This window comes from Bradyrhizobium sp. 187, assembly GCF_023101005.1.
Classification (GTDB): Bacteria; Pseudomonadota; Alphaproteobacteria; order Rhizobiales; family Xanthobacteraceae; genus Bradyrhizobium; species Bradyrhizobium canariense_D.
Map to the genome: position 1 here is coordinate 491,109 of NZ_CP064693.1, position 20,533 is coordinate 511,641.

Consider the following 20,533-nt stretch of genomic DNA (forward strand, 5'->3'; position numbering starts at 1 on the left):
ACCCATACGCCGTGACCGATCATTGGGGCACTGCGGTCGTCGTTCTTCGCCAAACCCAATCCTGGGGTAATGGGTCCTGGCTTTCGCCAGGACGACAGCGGCGTGCGTGGCACCGGTACCATCACAACAGCACCCGTCACGGCATTGCAAACCGCAGCGTCTTGCCGCCGCTCGACATGTCCACCGCGCTAAAGCCCGTGGCCGCGAAACCGCGCGCGCCGCAGTCGGTCTGCTCGTTGGTCTCGAACTTGGTCTCGCGCGTGCAAAGCTGCTTGTCGCCGCCCCAGTTCAGCGGCTTGTCCTTCAGCTTGACGATTCGGTTATCGGCGTCGATGGCTTCCGCGAAGCTGAATATCTGCTTCGGCTGGCCGCTCACATCAGGGTGCAGGCAGGTCTTGGGGTCGATGCGATACCAGCCGCGGCTCGTCACCGATTTGCCGTCGTCGGTGGCGACCGCCGCCATCACCTTGTGCGCGGTGTCGTTGCACCAGGTGAGGCCTGTCGCAGACGGCGTCTGCACGGCATCGACCATGGTCTTGAAGAAGTTCGGCGACGACAGGATGTCGGACGACAATCCGCGGCTCTTCAGGAAAGCGGCCAGCGCGCCTTGCGTCTTCGGCCCGTCGACGCCGTCGATCGGCGCGGCGTCGTAACCTGCGATCACCAAAAGCCGCTGGATGCCGGCGAGGCGGGCCTGCTCGTCGTCATACTCGGAGTCCTCGGCGAGATAGGCGACGAAATTGCCGTCCGCGCCTTGGGTCGGGGTGATCTGGGTGAAGGCGGCTTGGGTCTGGCCGCTGCGGCACTGCCGCGCTGCCGCGATGACGAAATTGTCCTGCGCGACGCACAGCGTGTCGCTGCCGTTCTGCGGGATCGGGGATGCGCCGTAGACGCCGAGCGCGCGGGCGTTGAGCAGGATGCGGTCGGCGGAGAGCGTGCCCTGCACCACCACGCGGCAGGTGGCGGGGTCGATCCTGAACCAGCCGCGCGTCGCGGTCGCCGCCTTGTCGTCGATGCCGATCGCGGCCTCGACGACATAGGACATGCGGTTGCAGATTTTCAGGTCGGCGAAGGCCGGTGCGGAGGAGAACACGAACGAGATGGCTGCGGCAGGGAGCGTCATCAGGAAGCGCGTCAGGACGGAGCGGCGAGGCCGCCGCTCTCCCAGCACTGTTCCTGTCCGCTCTTCTCTCACTTGTGGATCAGCGTGCCCGTGCCGGTGTTGGTGAAGAGTTCGAGCAGCACCGCGTGCTGCATCTTGCCGTCGATGATGACGACGCCCTCCACGCCCTGTTCGAGCGCGTAGATGCAGGTCTCGACCTTCGGGATCATGCCGCCCGATATGGTGCCGTCCGCGATCAGCTTTCGCGCGTCCTTGACCGAGAGCTGCGGGATCAGCTTCTTGGACTTGTCGAGCACGCCCGGCACGTCGGTGAGCAGCAGCAGCCGCTTTGCCTTCAGCGCGCCGGCCACGGCACCTGCGAAAGTGTCGGCGTTGACGTTCAGCGTCTGCCCCTCTTTCGAGGTCGCGAGCGGCGCGAGCACGGGGATCAACTCGTAGCCGATCAGCTGGTTGAGCAGCGTGAGATCGACTTTCTCGGGATCGCCGACGAAGCCGAGATCGACCGCCTTCTCGATGTGCGAGTCCGGATCCATGATGGTGCGCGTCGTCTTGGACGCCTTCACCATATTGGCGTCCTTGCCAGAGAGCCCCACGGCCTTGCCGCCGGCCTCGTTGATGTAGCCGACGATCTGCTTGTTGACGGAGCCGGCGAGCACCATCTCGACGATCTCGATGGTGGCGGCATCGGTGATGCGCAGGCCGGCTGCGAATTCCGAGACGATGCCGAGGCGCTTGAGCATGGTCGCGATCTGCGGGCCGCCGCCATGCACCACCACCGGATTGATCGCGGTCTGCTCGAGCAGCACGATGTCGCGGGCAAAATTCTTCGCGGTCTCCTCGTCGCCCATGGCATGGCCGCCATACTTGATGACGATGGTTTCCTCGTCATACTGCTGCATGTGCGGCAGCGCTTCGGACAGGATGCGGGCCTGGTCGAGCGGGGAGATTTCGGTCATGAGGCGGATCTCGCTGGCGGGATACTCGGGCCGCGTTCTATCCGATTGGCGGGCGGGGCGCAAAGTGATGTTCTTCCCCTCTCCCCTTGCGGGAGAGGGTGGATCGCCGCGATAGCGGCGAGACGGGTGAGGGGTTCTCTCCGCGCGCGCAATAGTGAGTTCGTGGAGAGAACCCCTCATCCGGCGCTTCGCGCCACCTTCTCCCGCAAGGGGAGAAGGAACAAAGAGCCACTATTTCTTCACCATCACCGCCGCGAGCGTCACCGCCAGCCAGCTCAAGATCATCACCGATCCACCGGTCGGCGCCGCATATGGAAACAGCGAATGGCCGGCATATTGCCGCAAGGTGAGGTCGCCCGCGAACAGCGCGGCGCCGGCTGCGAAGCCGGACGCGGCGATGATGCCAATTCCGCCGTGCAGAAGGCCGCGCCCGAGCAGGGCGACGGTTGCGAGTATGGCGGTTGCATGAAACAGCAGCATGGCGCTTGCGGCGGCGAGCCGGCTCGCATCGCCGCCATGCGAGGAAGCGGCGGCCAGCGCGACGCCGGCGGCGCCCATCATACCGGCAAGCCCGATCAACAGGCGGAACGCCGCCATTACGAGGTGCGCTCTTCCAGCAGCTTGGCGATCGCGGCGCGCAGCTCGGCCATGCCGGTTGCGCTCCGCGACGAGGTCGCGAGCACGTTCGGGAACGCGGCCGGACGCTTGGCGAGCGCGGCCTCGGTCTCGACGATGCGCGATTGAAGCTCGGCGGCCTTGATCTGGTCGGCCTTGGTCAGAACCAGCTGGTAGCTGACCGCGGAGCGATCGAGTGTCTTCAGGACTTCGAGATCGACGTCCTTGAGGCCGTGCCGCGCGTCGACCAGCACGTAGACGCGCGCGAGGCTCGCGCGTCCGAGCAGGAATTTGTGGATCAGCTCGGTCCAGGACGCGACCTGGCTCTTCGGTGCCTTGGCATAACCATAGCCGGGCATGTCGACCAGGCGCAGGTCACTTTTCCCGGGGACCTCGAAGAAGATCAGCTCCTGGGTGCGGCCCGGCGTATGCGAGGTGCGCGCGAGCGCGTTGCGGCCGGTCAGCGCGTTGATCAGGCTGGACTTGCCGACATTGGAGCGGCCGGCAAAGGCGATCTCCAGCCCCGCCATCGGCGGCAGCGTTTCAGTCGAGGGCGAGGCCCAGATGAACTGCCAGTCGCGCGTGAACAGCTTTCGCCCGACCTCGATCAGCTTCGCATCTTTGTCGTCATTCATGCGAAGGCTTTCTGTTTGTCCGCGTCATTGCGAGCGAAGCGAAGCAATCCAGAAACGCATCCGCGAAGGGACTCTGGATTGCTTCGTCGCTTCGCTCCTCGCAATGACGGCTACGTCGCCTCAGTCGTCAGTTTTTTTTTGAAGGAGTTTCGAATGTTGTCGAACAGCTCCACCTTCACGCCGTTGCGGCGCATGATGTAGCTCTGCTGGAGCACCGAGAGCGTGTTGTTCCAGGCCCAGTAGATCACGAGCCCCGCCGGGAAGCCCGCCAGCATGAAGGTGAAGATCAGCGGCATCCAGTTGAAGATCATCTGCTGCGTCGGATCCGGCGGCGTCGGATTCAGCTTCATCTGGAACCACATTGTGATGCCCATGATGATCGGCCAGATGCCGAGCGCGAGGTAGTGGCCGAACACGGGAATGGTGGTCGGATCGAACGGGATCAGCCCGAACAGAGTGAACAGGTTGGTCGGGTCCGGCGCGGAAAGATCCTTGATCCAGCCGAAGAACGGCGCGTGCCGCATCTCGATGGTGACGAACAGCACCTTGTACAGCGAGAAGAACACCGGGATCTGGATCACCACGGGAAGACAGCCGGCGACCGGATTGATCTTCTCCTTGCGGTAGATCTCCATCATCTCCTGCTGCTGCTTCACCTTGTCGTCAGGGTAGCGCTCCTTCAGCGCCTGAAGCTGCGGTTGGACCGACTTCATCTTCGCCATCGAGGCGTAGGACTTGTTCGCCAGCGGGAAGAACAGGAGCTTCACGATCACGGTCACGAGCAGGATCGAGATGCCGAAATTGCCGAAGAAGCGGTAGAAGAAGTCGAGGCCGAGGAACATCGGCTTGGTGATGAAGTAGAACCAGCCCCAGTCGATCAACAGATCGAAATGGTTGAGGCCGAGTTCCTTGTTGTAACCGCCATGGCCGGCGAGCGGGAAGTTGATGCCGACAACGCTGGCTTCCTTGGCGCCGGCGAACAGCCGTGCGTTCGCGGTCGCGGAGCCGCCGATCGCGACAGTGACCGGATCGAGCAGATAATCGGTCTGGTAGGTGTGGACGTTGCCACTCGGATTCGACGAGAAGCGCGCCTGAATCTGCGCACTGGTGTCCGGCAGCAGCGCCGAGGCCCAGTATTTGTCGGTCATGCCGAGCCAGCCATTGGTGGCCTTGAAGTTCACCGTCCTGGCTTCGTCGATTTTCTTGTAGGCGTATTCCTGCAAGCCATCGAGATAGCCGATCAGGCCTTCATGCAGGATGTAGTAGCCGGAGACCTGCGGCGTGCCGTGGCGCGAGATCAGTGCGAACGGATAGAGCGTGACCGGCGCGTTGCCGACATTGCTCACCTCGTCCTTGACGGTGAAGAGGTAGTGGTCGTCGACCGAGATGGTGCGACGGAAGTTGAGGCCCTCGCCATTGTCCCATTTCAGCAGCACCGGGGTCGTCGGCGTCAGGCTGCCGCTGCCCTCCTGCTGCCAGACGGTCTGCGCGTCCGGCAGTTTCGCCGTCACGCCCGTCGCCGGTACCCAGCCGAACTCGGCGTAATACGGCTCCGCGGTCCCCGAGGGCGAATACAGAATAATCGGCGGTGACTTCGGATCGACCGTTTCGCGGAATTGCACCAGCGCGACATCGTCGATGCGTCCGCCCTTCAGCGAGATGCTGCCGGCGATCCGCGGCGTCTCGATCTTCACGCGCGGGCTGGCAGCAATGGCGGTGTCACGGCTTTGAACCGGCTGGGCTTGCTGGTTCGCGCTCGGCGTCGACGGCTGGGCCGTGCTGCCGGCCTGCGGCGTGGCGCCCGGCGTAGCGGAAGCCGTCGGCTGCGGCGTGGTCTTCTGCAGCTCGGCCTGCGCCTGTTGCTGGGCGCGCTGCTTCTCCATCGCCGGCATGTTGTAGAAATATTGCCAGGCGATCAGCACGAAGCCCGACAGAATGACGGCGAGGATGGTATTGCGGTTGTCGGTCATCATTCTCTCGTCATCAATCCGGTTTGCGGCTGGTCGCAGGAGCGGGGCCGGGCTTTAAGCCGTCGGTTGTTGGGCTGCTTTTTGAGCCGCGTCCCTTGTGCGTATGCCGCGCGGGCTTCGCGAACGCTATGCGCAGATCGTCGAGCATGGTGGCGAAGCCGCGCGAGAGCGCGTCCCTTCGGCCGACCAGCACATAATCATGATGGGGCTGCATCGACACCGGATCGAGCCGCTTCACCAGTTCGCGAAGCCGGCGCCGGATGCGATTGCGCTCGGGGGCGTTGCCGTTCTTTTTGGTGACGGTGAAGCCGATCCGGATCGGGCCGCTATCGTCGCGACCGCGGCTTTGCAGGACGAACGCGGGGCTATTCACCCGCGCGCCATTGGCAACGGCGAGGAAATCCGCTCGCTGCCTCAGCCGATCCATGATGAAATCCCAAAAAGGGGGTCCGGCTCAGGCGCTCAGACGCTTGCGGCCGCGAGCGCGGCGGGCGGCGAGCACCTTTCGGCCGCCGGCCGTGGCGAGACGGGCACGGAAGCCGTGACGGCGCTTGCGCACCAGTTTGCTGGGTTGATAAGTCCGCTTCACGGGTTTTTCTCCGCTGACCGGGCAATTTGCCTGTAGAATTGATGATAAAGTCCGGAAGATGCTGCCCAAAACGGGCCTTTTTCGGCCCCAAGAGAGCCGCTCCCGGCGGTCACACCGGGTCATCGCGGACAATTGCGCGGCTTATAAGCGAGCGCCTTCTTTTCGTCAACGCCGCACAAGAGCTCAATTCCGGCGAATATCGCTGTTTGTGCGGGGTTTTTAACCCTTGAGGTAGCGACTCGCCAAATCTGCGCTTACATCCGACCTTGGGAGATTGACGATCTGTAATTTGACCGCGCTGGGGGCGGGCCGCATCTTCATACGCGCCAAACCCTTCACCAGCCAAATCTTCAACCCGGTAAAGGCAGCGAGGGCGAATTTCGTGGCAGCGACAGACCTCCAGCCGATCCAGGATGGGGATCAGCGGGACCCGCCGGCGGCGCTGCCGCGTGGGACGCGCGGACTTGGGCTGTCTGGCAAGCTGCTGCTGCTCACCGTCCCCCTGGTGATGATCGCGGCCATCCTGCTCTACGTGCCGGCCATCGCCAACTTCTGGGTCAACCGGCTCAACGACCGCGTCGCCGCGGCCAACACGGCAGCGCTGGTGCTCGATGCGGCGCCGCTCGGCATGGTCCCCGATTCGCTCTCGCGCGAGATCCTGAAAAGCATCAATGCGCGCGCCGTCGCCATCAAGATGGGCCAGCAGCGTCGCCTGCTCGCCAGCGACAATCTGCCCGCCGCCATCGAGCACGATATCGACCTGCGCGACATGACGGCGTGGGAGGCGATCACCGGCTCGTTCCGGATGATGCTGGAGACCGGCAACCAGGCCATCCGGATCGTCGGGCCCGGCGTCGGCAACGCCCAGTTCATGGAGATCGTCACCGACGAGCTGCCGCTGCGGCAGTCGATGTACCGATTCTCCCGCAACGTCGTGGTGGTCGCGCTGATCATCGCGGTGCTGACCGCCGGCCTCGTCTATCTCGCCATGCATTATCTCTTCGTGCGCCCGATGCGGCGGCTGACCGCGAGCCTGGTCGGCTTCCACGAAAATCCCGAGAGTTCAGCGGGGATCATCGTGCCGAGCCAGCGCAGCGACGAGATCGGCGTTGCTGAGCGCGAATTATCGGACATGCAGCGCGACCTGATGTCGATGCTGCATCAGAAGAGCCGGCTCGCCGCCCTCGGCCTCGCCGTCTCCAAGATCAATCACGACCTGCGCAATCTGCTGGCCTCGGCACAACTCCTGTCGGACCAGCTCGCCAGCGTGCCGGATCCGCGGGTGCAGCGCTTTGCGCCAAAACTCGTCCGCTCGCTCGAGCGCGCCATCGCCTTCTGTCAGTCGACCTTGTCTTACGGCCGCGCCCAGGAAGCCGCGCCCGACCGGCGCATGATCATGATCGAGCCGGTGGTGCTTGAGGTGCGCGAGACCGCTGGCCTTGCCTCCGACGCCTCGATCTCCTGGGTCGCCGCAATCGAGCGCGGGCTCGCGGTCGATGCCGATCCCGACCAGCTCTTCCGCGTGCTGCTCAACCTCGTCCGCAACGCCGCCCAGGCGCTGGAAAGCCATGCGTCCGCCGAGGGCGGCGCGCAGCAGATCCGGATCACGGGAAAACGCGAGGGCGCGGTCGCCATCCTCGAGGTCTCCGATACCGGCCCTGGCGTGCCGCAGAAGACTCGCGAGCACCTGTTCGAGGCGTTCCAGACCTCCGGCCGCCCCGGCGGCAGCGGCCTCGGCCTTGCCATCGCCGCCGAGCTGGTCCGCGCCCATGGCGGCGACATCCATCTGGTCGAAGGCACCATCGGTGCCACCTTCCGGATCGTCATCCCCGACCGCCCCGTGGAACTGCTCTCCGTCCGCAACGAGCGGGCGCGGGCGTAGGTCGGCCGGCGGCTGAGTGCGGAAACCGTCATTTCCCAGCAAAATCACCTCAATCCGGACCTTGCCAATTGGGGCAAGAGCGGTTAGTCAGGGCGCTCTTTCGCACCCCTCCGGCGTCGCCGGGGGCTGCCTGCGGGCCACGCCCGCAATGTCAGCGAAAAACGCGCCCGTAGCTCAGCTGGATAGAGCATCAGACTACGAATCTGAGGGTCGGACGTTCGAATCGTTCCGGGCGCGCCATTTTCGAATACGCGATCGACGCCGATTTCCCGCATCCATTCGTTTCGTCCGCAGGCGGCGCACCCGTTTCGGCGCGATGACAATCAATTGCACTGTTCGGGATTCTGCGTACCGCCGACAAAGCCCGCTTTAGCGCCGCCCTACATCTTGCGCCGCCAGATCCGAACCAAGCCCCTTGCTCGTCAGCAAACGGTTGAACTGATCGGCGGAAAAAAGCTGCCCGTCCGGAGCCGTGATCGACACTACAAAACCATTCACCGAATGCTTGCGGGCCAGGATCACCGCAACGATCGCGCTGTCACGGAAATCCACGGTGCGGCAGTCGTCTTTTACAGCTTCGATGATGAATGTCATTTGGCCCACGACCACCGTTGGCACGCGCCAATTGCGCGCCCGGCCACTCAATCCCGTATCGGTGAAAATGATATTGCCGACAAGCCGGCTATTGACCCGATTGAACCGCAACCATACCCATATTGGGGGAACAGCAGACCGGTCCTGCCTCACGCGCGGTGCGCCACGGATACATAGAACCGGCTTGTGGGCGTCGGACCGGACATCCGTAGAAGCGGGGACTGGTGATGGTTGGTACGACTGAAGGCGAGGACATCGCGTCGGATTTGATCCGAACCGTCTCCCGCCACTCGTTGGCCTACATGCTGTGCGCAGCCAGCGAAATGTTCCGCCACTACGATTTCGATCCGCTGGACTTGATGATCATTCATGCGGTCCTGAACGCCAACGTTCTCAAGATCATGAAGTCCCCCGAACTCGACCGGCAATTTGGCAGTATCCAGGCGGTGGAGCCGGACAAGATCAAGCAGGGCGTTTCCCGTGCCGCCCTGTCCCGCTTTTTCGGTCTGCCGATCGAAACCGTTCGGCGGCGCGCCGATCGCTTGAAGAAGCAAGGCATTTTCCGCGAGACCGACCAGGGTCTGATCGTAACCGAAGCCAACCAGTTCAAGTTCGGCAATAATCACGAGTTGCAGAGAACCAACATGCTCCTGGTGCGGAAATTCCTCCGTGACCTGACGGAAGCGGGCGTTGAGCTTCCCGGCGGGATTTGATGGACCATTGGCGCTTCCGAATCGGGACCGCACCAGACGGTGCGCCATTCATCATCCGGCTTTCACGCGCTCTTCGGCCGAAAAGCGACGATGGATCCGCTTGGCTCGTCTTCGCGCATTGCCGCCTCGATTGCCTTCGCCAACGCAGCCTGGTCGAATGGCTTTGATAAACGCGGCAGGCTGGATCGTTCGTTGCTGGGAATCTCTGCGTATCCCGTGCTCAGGAGGATGATCGTCCCGGGGCGCTCCGCGGCGACAGCGCCGGCCAGCTGCAGTCCAGTCATCCCAGGCATGGCAAATTGTCCTCCCCTGACGACGCCGAATCATCCTCGGCACCAAGATCGTTTCCGCCTGACAGGGACCGCGCCGATGATCGGCCGCGACATCCGTACCTCGTCAGACGAGAATCAGTTGAGAATAATACCGGCCGCGAGCCTGCACCGCAAAGTGTCAGCAAGTCGGCCGATTCCCGCACAAGATGCATACCGCGCGACCGACCGTGATACGCGAGGGCAACGTCACGCGCTGCTGCGCAGGCAAGGGCGCGGTGCGCTATGAATGGTAAGATCCAGGCACGCTCGGCCGGCGGTGCGAGGTGCAGCACGCAACATCACTTGTAATCTGCTTCACACGCAAATGCGCCCAATGACGCTAGACAAAACAGGTCGCGCCTCCGCGCGGCCTGTTCGGAGCTGGCGATGATGGCTGCACTGGCAAAGGCGATATCCCGCGCGACGAGAACCAACGTTGATGTCGAAACTCTGAAAGTCCTCGTGATCTTTTCGGGCGCGGGCTTGCTGCTCTCTCTCGTGGCCGCAATGATCTACGGGCAGGCTGGCAACGCCGCTTTGTTTTGAGATCCGGCGCGCCGGGTCGTCGAAGTGCGTCGTCTCCTTAACGAACCGTTTACCGAGCTTCGCGGCAGCCGTAACCGCGGGTTAACCATGGATATTTACGGTGCAGCAAGTCTCTAGGCTGTGCCTGTTAGTTGATTTCGAGTCCAACCCCATGGCGTTCGGTAGAAGCGCATCTCCGCGAAGCATCGCCCCGACGGAGCCCGCGGCTTCGTGGGAAGCGCCGCTGGCTGCGGCGGCGACGCCCGACAACACCGCCCCCGCGCTGATCAAGGGATCGCTGACCCTCACCGGCGCGTTCTCTTTCCTGCGTGAGAACGGCCGGCGCATCCTGATGCTGGCGCTGGCACTCTTCGCGCTCGGCGTCGCCGTGCTGATGGTGCTGCCGGTCCGCTATGCCGCGACGGCGCTCGTCGTGGTCGATCCTCGCGAGCTGCGCGTGACCACGGATCAGGACGTGCTGCCTGGCATCGGCCAGGACGCCGCTGCGCTTCAGAGCCAGATCGAGATCGCCAAGTCGGACGGCTTTCTCCGGCCCCTGATCGAGAAGCTCAAGATCGCCGACGACGAGGATATCTCAGGCGGTCATACCGACATGACGCGCCTGCTCGAAAAACTCCGCAGCCGCCTCGATATCTCGCGTCGCGGCCTGACTTACGTCATCGCCATCTCGTTCACCTCGAACAGTGCGGAGCGGGCAGCGTATTATGCCAATGCCATCGCAGAGGCGTTCGTCGCGACCCAGAGCCGCGTGCGCAGCGATGCGACGGACGAGGCGGCCGACTGGCTCAAGGACCGGCTGAAGACGCTCAGCGAGCGCCTGCGCGTCTCGGAAGACGCCGTCGCAGCCTTCCGGCTCGAGCACAAGATCCTCAATGCCGGCAAGGATTCCACCACCCAGCAATTGCGGGTGACCGACCTGAACCAGCAGGTCTCCGCGGCTCGCGCGCGCACCGAGGAGGCCAAGGCGCGTTACGAGCAGGTGCAGCGCGATCTCAAGGCCAATGTCGAAGGTCCGGTGAAGCAGGATCTCCTGAGCATGCTGCGCGCGCAACGCTCGACCCTGAACGACCAGATCGCACAGAAGAAGGCGGTCTACGGCGACCGCCATCCTGATCTTGCGATCTCCTACAGCCAGTTGGCTGACATCAACAGGCAGATCGAGGTCGAGCGGAAGAAGAACATCGACACCGCGAAATCCGAATACGAGGCCCAGCTCGAGCAGCAGGCCGCGCTGGAAAAGCAGCTCAAGGCGGTCGAGACGCAGATGCTGGTGGACGGCCAGGCGCTCGTGAAGCTGCAGGAGCTGCAGCGCGATGCCGATGCCAACAAGAACATCTACGAGCAGTTTTTGTCGCGGTTCAAGACGACCAACGAGCAGCGTCAGCTTCAGAGCTCGCAGACCAAGATCGCTTCGCCCGCGATCCCGCCGCTGCGCTCGACGCGTCCGCCGCTCGCCTTGCTGCTCGCCGCGCTCGCGATCGGCTCGCTGCTGACGTCAACCGCTACGGTTGCGGCGATGACGAGCATGTCCGACAAGTCCGATCCTGCCGAGGCTCCGGCTCGAACGCCCGCGCGGGCGGAGGCGAGGGAGACGCCCAATCGGCAAGCCCAACGTCCGGCTCCGGCCGTGCAGCAACCCGAGGCGATGCCGAACCTTCCGGTCTGGTCCCGCATTCCCGAACTGATGTCGGGAGCTGCGCCCAACACTGTCTGGCAACGACCGATTGCCGCCCCAGCCGAGCTCGATCTCGGCGCTCACTTGCGTCCGCTGCTCGAGCGTATCGATCGTGCCCCGGTGCGTGGCTGCAAGGTCGCCCTCGTGCTGTCGGTCGGCAAGAGCGCCGGCGGCAACACCGTTGCGCGCTCGCTCAACCGCGCGGCCGTCAATCGCGGCATGATGAGCGTGCTGATCCGGCTGCAGCCGGAATTCGCGGGCGCCCAGCCGCCGGTGACCGAATGGCAGGACGGCTCGACCACGGCAGGACTCCAGTCGATCGACGAGCTGCTGAGCGCCGGCAGGAAGGCCGATGCGCGGCCGGAGGACGACATTCGCTCGGAGTTCGACCTGATCATCGTCCATGCGAACAATCTTGCCTTGCAGCCAGATGCGATCGCGCTCGCCGCGCACGCGGACCTGATCATCCCGGTGGTGCGCGCCGGCGAGCTCGGTTCGGCGGCGATGCGACGGGTGACCGCCGCGCTGTCGAAGTACGACACCGTGCCGACCGGTCTCGTCGTCAATCATGCGCCCGCCGGCTCTGCCGCGCCTCACCCTGACGGCGGTGCGCTTAGCAGGGCGGTTTGACGATGGCGACGCCGTGCCGTCGTCTGCTCCTTGCCACGATCTTGCTATCCACGATCTTGATGCCAACGTCGCTCGCCTCCGCGACATCGGCCGAAACTTGCGTACCTGCCTCGCAGACCGTCGCGCCGCACAGGCTCGCCGCACTGTCGCGCGGGTTCAATGCCGACGGCTGGATCAATGGCGAAAAATCCGCGCCTCCAACTCGCGAATTGCTGCAGCAGCTTCGCAAGGCGGGGATGAGTCATGTCCGCTTGCCGGTGCCGGCCGAGCGCGTGATGCTGCGCTTCGCTTCGAAAGCGGAACGCGATGAGACGCTGCGTGCGCTCGACAAGGCATTGAAGCAGCTCATCTCGCTCGGCTATTCAATCTCCGTCGATCTTCATCCCGGCGATCGTTTCAATCGCCTGCACAAGGACGACGCCGACGCCTCGCTGCGCGAGCTGGAGGATGCGTGGGGCACGCTCGCCCGGGTCATTCAATCGTTCCCGGCCGACCGCGTGTTCGCCGAGCTGCTCAATGAGCCCGACATCGAAGCCGGCAGATGGCAAAAGCAGGTCGAAACGCTCGCCGCCTTCGTTCGCCAATTGCTTCCCGCGACCACGCTGATCGTCGGCCCGGTCGACTGGCAACGCGCGGACTCGCTGCCGCGGTTTCGCCCGTTGCCGGATCCAAACGTCGTCTACGCCATCCATTTCTACGATCCCATGGTGTTCACACACCAGGGCCACTGGGACGTGCAGGATCCGCTGCACGACATCACGGATCTGCGTTATCCGATCAGCGCCGGCGATCCCGGGGTTCAGGCGCTCCGCCGGGATTTGCAGGACAGAGGCGCGACGAAGGCGCTCCTCATGCTCGACACGGCGATTGCCGCCGCCAGGGACAAGCCGGATGTCAGCCGCTGGCTCGCGCCCGCGGTCGCGTGGCAGCAGCAATTTTCGCGGCCGATCATCATCAACGAATTTGGCGTGTTGAAAGCCGCGGCGCCCCGGGACAGCCGCGTACGCTGGCTCGCGGCCGTGACCGCATATGCGCGGGCGCATTGCTGGGGCTGGGCGCATTGGGAGCTGGCGCAGGGATTCGGCCTGCTCGAAAACGGGACCGGCAAGCCCGATCCCGACGTCATGCGCGCGCTGTTCGGCGCCGCGAAGCCGGGCCGCCGCTGAAGCCGGTCCGTCATCGTTAACGAATCCTTACGCATCCTGCCGCTATCGTGGCCGCCGCGCTGCGCCAAAGGACGAGTCATGAGTGGCGGGACCTCACCGCATCTTCAAGCCGTGCAGGCGGGCTGTCCCGAGCCTTCGCGTTCGCCTTCACGTTCGCCTTGGCGCGAGCTGATCCCGACGCTCTGCATCGCCATCGCAACCATCGGCTTTGTGCCGGTCCTGCACGGGGCGAGCCCGGTCCTGTCCCTGACCGTCGAAGTTCTCGTCGCCATCGCCATCGTGGTTGCGGCTCCAACCTACGCGCCGGCGATCGCGATCTTCGTCCTGTTCTTCCAGAACCTGTTCGTCTCGATCCTGTCGCCGCTGATTTCGGCGCCGTCCGACCTGGACTTCATCAAAGGCTATAATTTTCTCGTCTGCTCCGTGATGTGGCTGACGACATTTGGGCTCTACGTCGCCGGCCAAAGGAACCGGTCGACTGAGGTCAATCAGATCATGCGCTGGGGCGTCGTGACCCTCGCCGTGGTGTCGTTGTATTTCGCGATCGGCTTCGTCCAGGACGGCCAGGCGGCAACGGTCTATCTGCGCAACATCGTGCTGCCGCTGTTCCTGTTTCAGCTCTCGCTGCTGACGGCCGCGACCTATGAGGTTCGCGCCACGCCGTTCCTGGTGACGCTTGGAGTCATTCTGATCCTGTGCGGATACGTCGAGTTTGCGTTTCGGGATTTCTGGCTGGCCGTCACCAACGGCTACACGTTCTGGGGTTTCGACGAGCTCAAGGCGGCCCGCTCCGGCGCTTGGGAAGCCGAGATGCGCGCCACCGGCAACGTGCCGGTCGATCTGAAGGATCGCTTCAGCTTCGACTTTCTCAATACGCCCCTGCTCGAAGGGTTCGGCGTGTCGAAGATCCTCCGCATCCACGGGCCGAATATGCACCCGATCAGCTTCGCGTACGGGATCGCGTTTTTCGGGCTTTTCCTGTTTTCGGTAGGGCGTCCGGTTCTGGCCCTCGTGGCGTTGCCGCTGCTGATCGTTTGCAGCGTGAAGGGAGCGCTCATCGTGGTGGTGTTCGTCGCCACGGCCTGGATATCGACCCGTCTGCTCGGCGCCGTGGTGACGCTATGGCTCGGCTTCGTGACCTTGATCGTGTTTGCAATTGTCGCGATCCGCGTCGGCTTGCAGATCGGCGACTATCACGTCCTCGGCCTCATGGGCGGCTTGAACGGATTTCTCGAAAAGCCGTTTGGCCGCGGCCTGGGCGTCGGCGGAAATCTGTCGGACGATTATTTCTCGATCGACTGGAGCGCCGCGCAGGCCGCCGGAACGACCAACGGCGCCGTCGAGAGTGCGATCGGGGTCCTGCTGTACCAGATGGGCATCGCCGCCCTCGTTCCGCTGGCGTTTCATTTCGCGGTGGCGCTGAAGGCCTGGCGTCTTTATGCGTTCTCCGGATATCTGACGCAGGGGCTCGCGGGCTTCGGCGTCATGGTCGTGCTGCTGAATGGATTGTTTCAGGAAGAGGCCTTGTTCGCGCCGCTGGCGCTGGGGCTCATGCTCTCGCTCACCGGACTGGTCATCGGCAGCCAGATCAGGGCGCAGACGGTCTCCGTTCCGGATGCCGATCCGGAGCGGCTGGCACACTACCAGCCCGCGACGTAGCCTTTAAAAGCCGTAACCTTTAAAAATTGTGCGGCAGTCCAGGCGTCACCGCCACCCCAGCGCAGGCGCCACATGCGTGAGGATCGCCTCGATGGCGTGCGCGCAATAGTCGACGCCGAGCTGGTTCGGAATCGTCAACAGCAACGTGTCCGCCTCGGCGATCGCCTCGTCCGCTCGGAGCTGCTCGATCAGCACATCAGGCTCCGCCGCATAGGAGCGGCCGAAGATCGCGCGGGTGCGCGGGTCGATGAAGCCGACCTGGTCCTCGCTGCCGCGCTCGCCGCCGAAATAGGCGCGGTCGCGATCGTCGATCAGCGCGAAGATGCTGCGGCTGACGGAGACGCGCGGCTCGCGGGGGTGGCCGGCCTCTTTCCAGGCTGCGCGATAGGTACGGATTTGCGCGGCCTGCTGCACGTGGAAGGCTTCGCCGGTCTCGTCGTTCTTGAGCGTCGAGCTCTGCAGATTCATGCCGTGCCTGGCGGCCCAGACCGCCGTGGCGTTCGAGCCGGCACCCCACCAGATCCTCTCGCGCAGACCTTCCGCATGCGGTTCGAGCCGCAACAGCCCCGGTGGATTTGGGAACATCGGCTGCGGGTTGGGTTTTGCAAAACCTTCGCCGCGCAAGATGTCGAGAAAGACCTCGGCATGACGCCGGCCCATGTCGGCGTCGCTCTCGCCGTCGGCCGGCCCGTAGCCGAAATAGCGCCAGCCATCGATCACCTGCTCGGGCGAGCCGCGGCTGATGCCGAGCTGGAGGCGCCCGCCGGCGATGAGATCGGCAGAGCCTGCGTCCTCCGCCATATACAGCGGGTTCTCGTAGCGCATGTCGATCACGGCCGTGCCGATCTCGACCTTGCTGGTCCTGGCGCCGACCGCGGCCAGCAGCGGAAAGGGCGAGGCGAGCTGGCGCGCGAAATGGTGCACGCGGAAATAGGCGCCATCGGCGCCGAGCTCTTCCGCCGCAACCGCAAGCTCGATGGATTGCAGCAGCGTGTCCGCAGCCGAGCGGGTCTGCGATTGCGGCGAGGGCGTCCAGTGCCCGAAGGAGAGGAATCCGATCTTTTTCATGGAGGCAACATATGGAGGACGGGAGGAGTTTGCGACACTTCGGCCGGAGGAAAGATGACGACCTGGGAAGCGCGTATGGGTAAGTGCCGCTCCTCGAGGGGGAAGCGGACCGAAGCAGACATCGCTGCCAGCTGGCCTTTTGGCCTAACTGAGACATGTGCGCCGCAGGATTGTTGCGTTGCAGAGCGCGTGGATATAAAAGGACGGCGGCGGCAAGATCCTCTGCAACGCCGGCTGCGCTACGCCCCTCCCCGGCATGCGGTACCTGATCCCATGACAAAAGCGCGCGCCGTGCCGATGCCCAGCAACAGCGTGCTTGCGCCGCTTTACGCGGGCGCGGACCTTTTGGACGCCTTTGCAATTCAACTGCCGGCGGGCGCCAGCGATGATGTAGAGGTGCTGGCACGCGCCGCGCTCGAGCGACAGGCGTGGTGGATTCGTGCGCTCACGCGTGTCCGCGATGTGGTGATGGCGGCAGTCGCGGTCAAATCGTCGCGCGCCGTCGGTCTTGCCGCGGCGGCGCGTGGGCCGGTTATCGGCTTCTTCCCGGTGCTGTCAAAGAGTGCGACGGAGTTGGTCGTGGGTGCGGATGACCGGCATCTCGACTTCCGCGTCACCATTCAACTTCGCGCCGATGCAGCAAATGGGCGCGAGCTGGTCGCGGGTACCGTGGTGCATTGCCATAACCGACTGGGGCGCATCTATCTTGCTACGATAGCACCGTTTCATCGCGTGATCGTTCCGGCCAGTTTGGAACAGGCGGCAAGAGCAATGAAGAATTGAGCAGGCTTGGTGGTCGTGACCGGCTGCGGTCGACCAACGAGTCGGCTTCTGGCCCCTCAGCTGACTTGCCGCGCAATCTGTCGAGGACCGCTTGTGACCCGGAGCAGACTTTCGGTGTCCCAAAACGATCGCTACTCGATCACTCTGTCCGCGAGTAAGAGCACTTGCTCCGGGACAGCCAAGTGCAATGCTTTGGCCGTTCGGAGGTTGATCACAAACTCGAATTTCGTCGGTTGCTGAACCGGCAAGTCCGCTGGATTCGCCCCTTTTAGGATGCGATCGACGTAATCGGCCGCTAGTAGAAATAGAGCCTTGATGTCCGGGCCATAAGCCATCATCCCACCTAGGTCTGGGTAATTGGTGACCTGATATACGGTGGGCAGCCCGTATTTGAGTGCAATTGACGGCAATGCCCGCCTCGGCGGGTCCGCCAGTACGTAAACGATTTCGCACTTCGACACCTGCATATCGGCGAACGCCTTATCGAGGTCCTCCGGGTTGGGAGCAACGAAGGGTTGGGCCAAAACGCCGATCGCGCTCGCTGCATTAGCGGCCACTTCGGCCATGGCCGGATGCACTGGGTTGTTTGAAGTGAGCACACAGATTCTCTGGAGCTTGGGAAACACAAGCCGAATGATGTCGAGCGTCTTGGCAGTGAGGTCAGCGAACATGTTCGCCACGCCAGTGATATTGCCCCCGGGCTTGGCAAAACTTTTGACGAAGCCAGAGCCTATGGGATCAGTGGATGGCGACATGATGATCGGAATCGTCGAGGTCACTCGTTGTGCCGCTGCAACCGCGGGTGTTGCTTCAGCAATTATGACGTCTGGCTTTAGCGAAACGAGTTCTTCAACCAGAGTTGGCAACAGCGCGTAACGGCCCTTGGCTTCTCGCAGTTCGATTATCAGGTCCTTGCCCTCCCGATAACCCTTGGCTTTGAAAGCTTCTCTGAACCACCCGATAATCCGGTCGCTTTGCCCGGAGGTAACCAGTCCGACGCGCCATGGCCGCGACGACTCAGCGTTCACAGCGGTGGCAATGGCAATCGAACAGGTGGTCATAAGCAAGGCACGACGACTTATTAAACGAGCCACGTGTCCCTCCTTCAGTCCGCAGCGCGAGGTTAGCAAGCGGCTTTCTCAAAGAACATGGTTTCGCTTGCTGCGGTGCAAGAGTCTGGAACTGGCCCATTGCTTGACCTGCGGCGGGCAGCCGGTCGAGGACTGCTTGTGACCCGAAGCGGACGTCACCCCTCCGGTATTCCGGCAAGACGCATGCCGGCACAAATTCGGTCGCGCCCGGCAAGGTAAATCGAATTGTCGCTGGAGGCGGAGGCGCGGAAGCGACGAATTGTGAAACTTGGATTAAGCGCAAGTCCCGCGTTTGCAGCGAATCGCGCTTCATCCAGAGAACCGACCAAGCCCAAGGCAGCGGCGAGCGTAAAATAGGCGAATGGATAATTGCGGTTGCCCTCAATACTTCTTCGTATCCAACCGAGAGCTTCTGAATCCGCTCCGATCTGCAGCTTGGCCTGGCCGACGACATTCATCCACCGGTAGTGAAAGACGTCGCGAGGAGAGAGGCGGAGAGCCTCGCAGATGTGGCCCTCGGTCTCAGCAGCACGCCCCATGCAATACTTCGCGAAGGCGATATAACAATGAGCTTCGGCCAAATTGCGATTAAGTGCCAACGCATGCTCGCATTCAGCAATCCCTTGGGCAGCGCGGCACGTAAAAATATAGGCGTCTCCTAGGATCAGGTGAGCCACGGCATCGTCCGGAGCCAGCGACAGTGCTTTGATCGCATTCGCTTCCGCTGCGGAAAAGCGCGCTGCCCGGTCATCAGTTAACATCTCGCCACCGGTTGTCAGATCGACGAATGCCGTGCCGACCAGCGCCGCAACAGATCGGGGATCGATGGCCAAGGCGCGTTCGAAAAAGCCGCGCGCTTCATTAAGGTGCTCGATGGTTAGACCCTTGAATATTGAAGCCATGCCCTGGAAATATAAATCGATTGCATCGGGATGGAGCGAACGTTCCGCTCGTCGCGCCTCGGCAACAATGAGCTGGGCATCTAACGTGTTAGCGAGCCTCGATACGATTTCGTCCTGCATGTCGAAAAGGTTGACGAGCGGCTTCTCGAAGCGTTCGGCCCAAAGATGTTTGCCGTTTTCAGCGTCGATGAGTTGCACGTTCACGCGAAGCCGATCACCGCTGCGCTGCACGGACCCTTCAAGCACGTAACGGACGTTTAACTGGCGTCCAACCTGCCGGACATCTGTTGACTTCCCCTTGTACGAGAAGGCGCTATTTCGGGCGATGACGAACGAGCCACTGATGCGTGACAGGTCCGTTGTTAGAGATTCAGTTACGCCATCGACGAAGTAGTCTTGTTCAGGATCACCACTAAGGTTGGCGAACGGCAGCACAACTATAGAAAGGCGAGGCGGTGAAAGTGGATTTGAGCTTGAGCGATCAAATCGTGACGCCGAGTCAGACCGATCCCGAACTACCGTATAGGCTCTGACCGGAACGGCGATGTTCTTGAGGTTCTGCTCACCCAGACTAGCGAACTCAATTCCGACCTTACCTCGGACGTGATCGTAAGCAGAAGACGAGATGCAGATGCCGCCAGGGTCTGCGATGCTCTCAAGCCGCGCGGCAATGTTGACATCGTCTCCGAAGATGTCATCGGGCTCAACGATTACGTCCCCGATATTGACGCGTACGCGGAAAGCAATACGCCTGTCTTCCTTGTCAGCAATCGTAACTTCTGTGATGTGGGTCTGGAACTGCACCGCAGCCCGAACCGCTTGGACCGCGCTTGGAAACGTTGCCAGGAACCCGTCGCCGGTGTTCTTCACGATATGACCACCATGTTCGGCGATCGCGGGCTCGACTGCCTCCGCTAGAAGCGTTGTCAGTTTGAGGTGCGTAGCCTCTTCATCAGTGTGCATGAGTCGCGAATAGCCGGCGACGTCAGCTGCCAATATCGCCGACAACTTACGCTGGATCCGGACTGGCGGTTGTTGCTGCATGCAGGCAACCTCTTCACGGTCTACCTTGTACGACGGAAGCAGCTGCTGTGCCAGCCGTCGCCCAGAGTACGGAGTGGAGGGTAGCCCGGGCATTGAGCTCGGGAGGATCCAAAGCGGGCTGGTCATCTACCGCACAGCCAATGGTTTTCGCGATCCGTCTACCCCGGGACGCTTTGCCGGAAGATTCGTGACGTGGCTCTCTACACGAGGACGTGAAGTCGCTTATTGGCCCCTAGCTGACTCACAAGGCGGGACTGGCTATGTCCGGTTTCGCGGACAGAGCGGACACCGGTTACCCCGCGAGCTATCGGGTTTACGACTACGCTCCCCAGCGCATCCGGGCGCGCATCGACGCCTGCTGTGTTGAATGGATTCAAGTCGGAGGACGGTTGCTTCGAGCCTCCGCGCGGGACGCGGTGTGAAGCTCGAGGATATCGATACGGAGTAGCGGTTGGAGCTCGCCCTGCCACGCGTGCCGCGACAATGGCATCTTGCGCCTGTTTTGCCCGACGAGTCAATATTTCGTCAAAACATAATTTCGGTTTTTCCGTTATCTCACCCCGCGGATTCAACGGATTCGG

18 protein-coding genes and 1 tRNA gene are annotated in these 20,533 nt (G+C 62.8%); 8 read left to right on the forward strand and 11 right to left on the reverse strand.

Translation table 11 applies throughout. From position 1 onward, the window contains the following. Nucleotides 1-136: 136 nt before the first annotated feature. The 7 genes from IVB19_RS02370 to rpmH all read right to left on the reverse strand — a co-directional run bounded on the left by IVB19_RS02370 (nt 137) and on the right by rpmH (nt 5,888). A complete protein-coding gene (locus IVB19_RS02370; protein ID WP_018453032.1) occupies nt 137-1,123 on the reverse strand; it encodes a DUF1036 domain-containing protein in 987 nt (328 codons plus the stop codon). A gap of 68 nt (nt 1,124-1,191) precedes the next feature. Further along, on the reverse strand, nt 1,192-2,079 hold the full coding sequence (gene argB / locus IVB19_RS02375) for an acetylglutamate kinase (protein WP_007597683.1): 888 nt from the start codon (nt 2,077-2,079) through the stop codon (nt 1,192-1,194). A gap of 231 nt (nt 2,080-2,310) precedes the next feature. After that, on the reverse strand, nt 2,311-2,676 hold the full coding sequence (locus IVB19_RS02380; protein ID WP_247820951.1) for a DUF423 domain-containing protein: 366 nt from the start codon (nt 2,674-2,676) through the stop codon (nt 2,311-2,313). After that, a complete protein-coding gene (gene yihA, locus IVB19_RS02385; protein WP_085351580.1) occupies nt 2,676-3,329 on the reverse strand; it encodes a ribosome biogenesis GTP-binding protein YihA/YsxC in 654 nt (217 codons plus the stop codon). The genes IVB19_RS02380 and yihA overlap by 1 nt, the downstream gene beginning before the upstream one ends. A 110-nt stretch (nt 3,330-3,439) precedes the next feature. After that, nucleotides 3,440-5,299: a membrane protein insertase YidC gene (gene yidC / locus IVB19_RS02390; protein ID WP_247820952.1), complete on the reverse strand. Its 1,860-nt coding sequence runs from the start codon at nt 5,297-5,299 to the stop codon at nt 3,440-3,442. A gap of 13 nt (nt 5,300-5,312) precedes the next feature. Then, nucleotides 5,313-5,726, reverse strand: coding sequence for a ribonuclease P protein component (gene rnpA / locus IVB19_RS02395; protein ID WP_018453036.1), 414 nt, complete (start codon nt 5,724-5,726; stop codon nt 5,313-5,315). A gap of 27 nt (nt 5,727-5,753) precedes the next feature. Beyond that, the gene (gene rpmH / locus IVB19_RS02400; protein ID WP_008542748.1) at nt 5,754-5,888 is read right to left on the reverse strand and encodes a 50S ribosomal protein L34; all 135 of its coding nucleotides are present in this window, start codon (nt 5,886-5,888) and stop codon (nt 5,754-5,756) included. Between the two features lie 382 nt (nt 5,889-6,270). Here rpmH and IVB19_RS02405 point away from each other — a divergent pair, with 382 nt between their 5' ends. Together IVB19_RS02405 and IVB19_RS02410 are read left to right on the forward strand one after the other, a co-directional pair. Beyond that, nucleotides 6,271-7,770: an ATP-binding protein gene (locus IVB19_RS02405; protein ID WP_026232446.1), complete on the forward strand. Its 1,500-nt coding sequence runs from the start codon at nt 6,271-6,273 to the stop codon at nt 7,768-7,770. Nucleotides 7,771-7,933: 163 nt separating this feature from the next. Continuing rightward, nucleotides 7,934-8,010: transfer RNA gene (locus IVB19_RS02410), tRNA-Arg, on the forward strand. A 129-nt stretch (nt 8,011-8,139) separates the two neighbouring features. On the opposite strand, the gene IVB19_RS02415 is transcribed toward IVB19_RS02410, so the two are convergent. Further along, nucleotides 8,140-8,364: a hypothetical protein gene (locus IVB19_RS02415; protein ID WP_240543316.1), complete on the reverse strand. Its 225-nt coding sequence runs from the start codon at nt 8,362-8,364 to the stop codon at nt 8,140-8,142. A 266-nt stretch (nt 8,365-8,630) separates the two neighbouring features. Here IVB19_RS02415 and IVB19_RS02420 point away from each other — a divergent pair, with 266 nt between their 5' ends. The 5 genes from IVB19_RS02420 (at nt 8,631) to IVB19_RS02440 (ending at nt 15,064) form a co-directional block, all read left to right on the forward strand. Then, the gene (locus IVB19_RS02420; protein ID WP_247820953.1) at nt 8,631-9,077 is read left to right on the forward strand and encodes a hypothetical protein; all 447 of its coding nucleotides are present in this window, start codon (nt 8,631-8,633) and stop codon (nt 9,075-9,077) included. A gap of 698 nt (nt 9,078-9,775) precedes the next feature. Further along, nucleotides 9,776-9,934 (forward strand): hypothetical protein, encoded by a 159-nt coding sequence (locus IVB19_RS02425; protein ID WP_018453041.1) that lies wholly within the window; start codon nt 9,776-9,778, stop codon nt 9,932-9,934. 151 nt (nt 9,935-10,085) lie between these two features. Then, a complete protein-coding gene (locus tag IVB19_RS02430; RefSeq protein ID WP_247820954.1) occupies nt 10,086-12,239 on the forward strand; it encodes a GumC family protein in 2,154 nt (717 codons plus the stop codon). A 2-nt stretch (nt 12,240-12,241) separates the two neighbouring features. After that, complete coding sequence (locus IVB19_RS02435; RefSeq protein ID WP_018453043.1) at nt 12,242-13,405, forward strand: glycoside hydrolase family 5 protein; 1,164 nt, start codon at nt 12,242-12,244, stop codon at nt 13,403-13,405. Between the two features lie 78 nt (nt 13,406-13,483). Then, nucleotides 13,484-15,064, forward strand: coding sequence for a hypothetical protein (locus tag IVB19_RS02440; protein ID WP_247820955.1), 1,581 nt, complete (start codon nt 13,484-13,486; stop codon nt 15,062-15,064). 45 nt (nt 15,065-15,109) lie between these two features. Here the strand turns inward: IVB19_RS02440 and IVB19_RS02445 are convergent, their stop codons facing one another. After that, on the reverse strand, nt 15,110-16,132 hold the full coding sequence (locus IVB19_RS02445; RefSeq protein ID WP_247820956.1) for an LLM class flavin-dependent oxidoreductase: 1,023 nt from the start codon (nt 16,130-16,132) through the stop codon (nt 15,110-15,112). Nucleotides 16,133-16,405: 273 nt separating this feature from the next. Here IVB19_RS02445 and IVB19_RS02450 point away from each other — a divergent pair, with 273 nt between their 5' ends. After that, nucleotides 16,406-16,915 carry a DUF2867 domain-containing protein gene (locus tag IVB19_RS02450; RefSeq protein ID WP_018453046.1) on the forward strand — a complete coding sequence of 170 codons (510 nt, stop codon included), beginning with the start codon at nt 16,406-16,408 and terminating at the stop codon, nt 16,913-16,915. 131 nt (nt 16,916-17,046) lie between these two features. On the opposite strand, the gene IVB19_RS02455 is transcribed toward IVB19_RS02450, so the two are convergent. Further along, nucleotides 17,047-18,009: an ABC transporter substrate-binding protein gene (locus IVB19_RS02455; RefSeq protein ID WP_247820957.1), complete on the reverse strand. Its 963-nt coding sequence runs from the start codon at nt 18,007-18,009 to the stop codon at nt 17,047-17,049. 152 nt (nt 18,010-18,161) lie between these two features. After that, entirely contained in the window at nt 18,162-19,952 is a 1,791-nt protein-coding gene (locus IVB19_RS02460) for an adenylate/guanylate cyclase domain-containing protein (RefSeq protein ID WP_247820958.1), read from the reverse strand. Nucleotides 19,953-20,533: the final 581 nt, after the last annotated feature.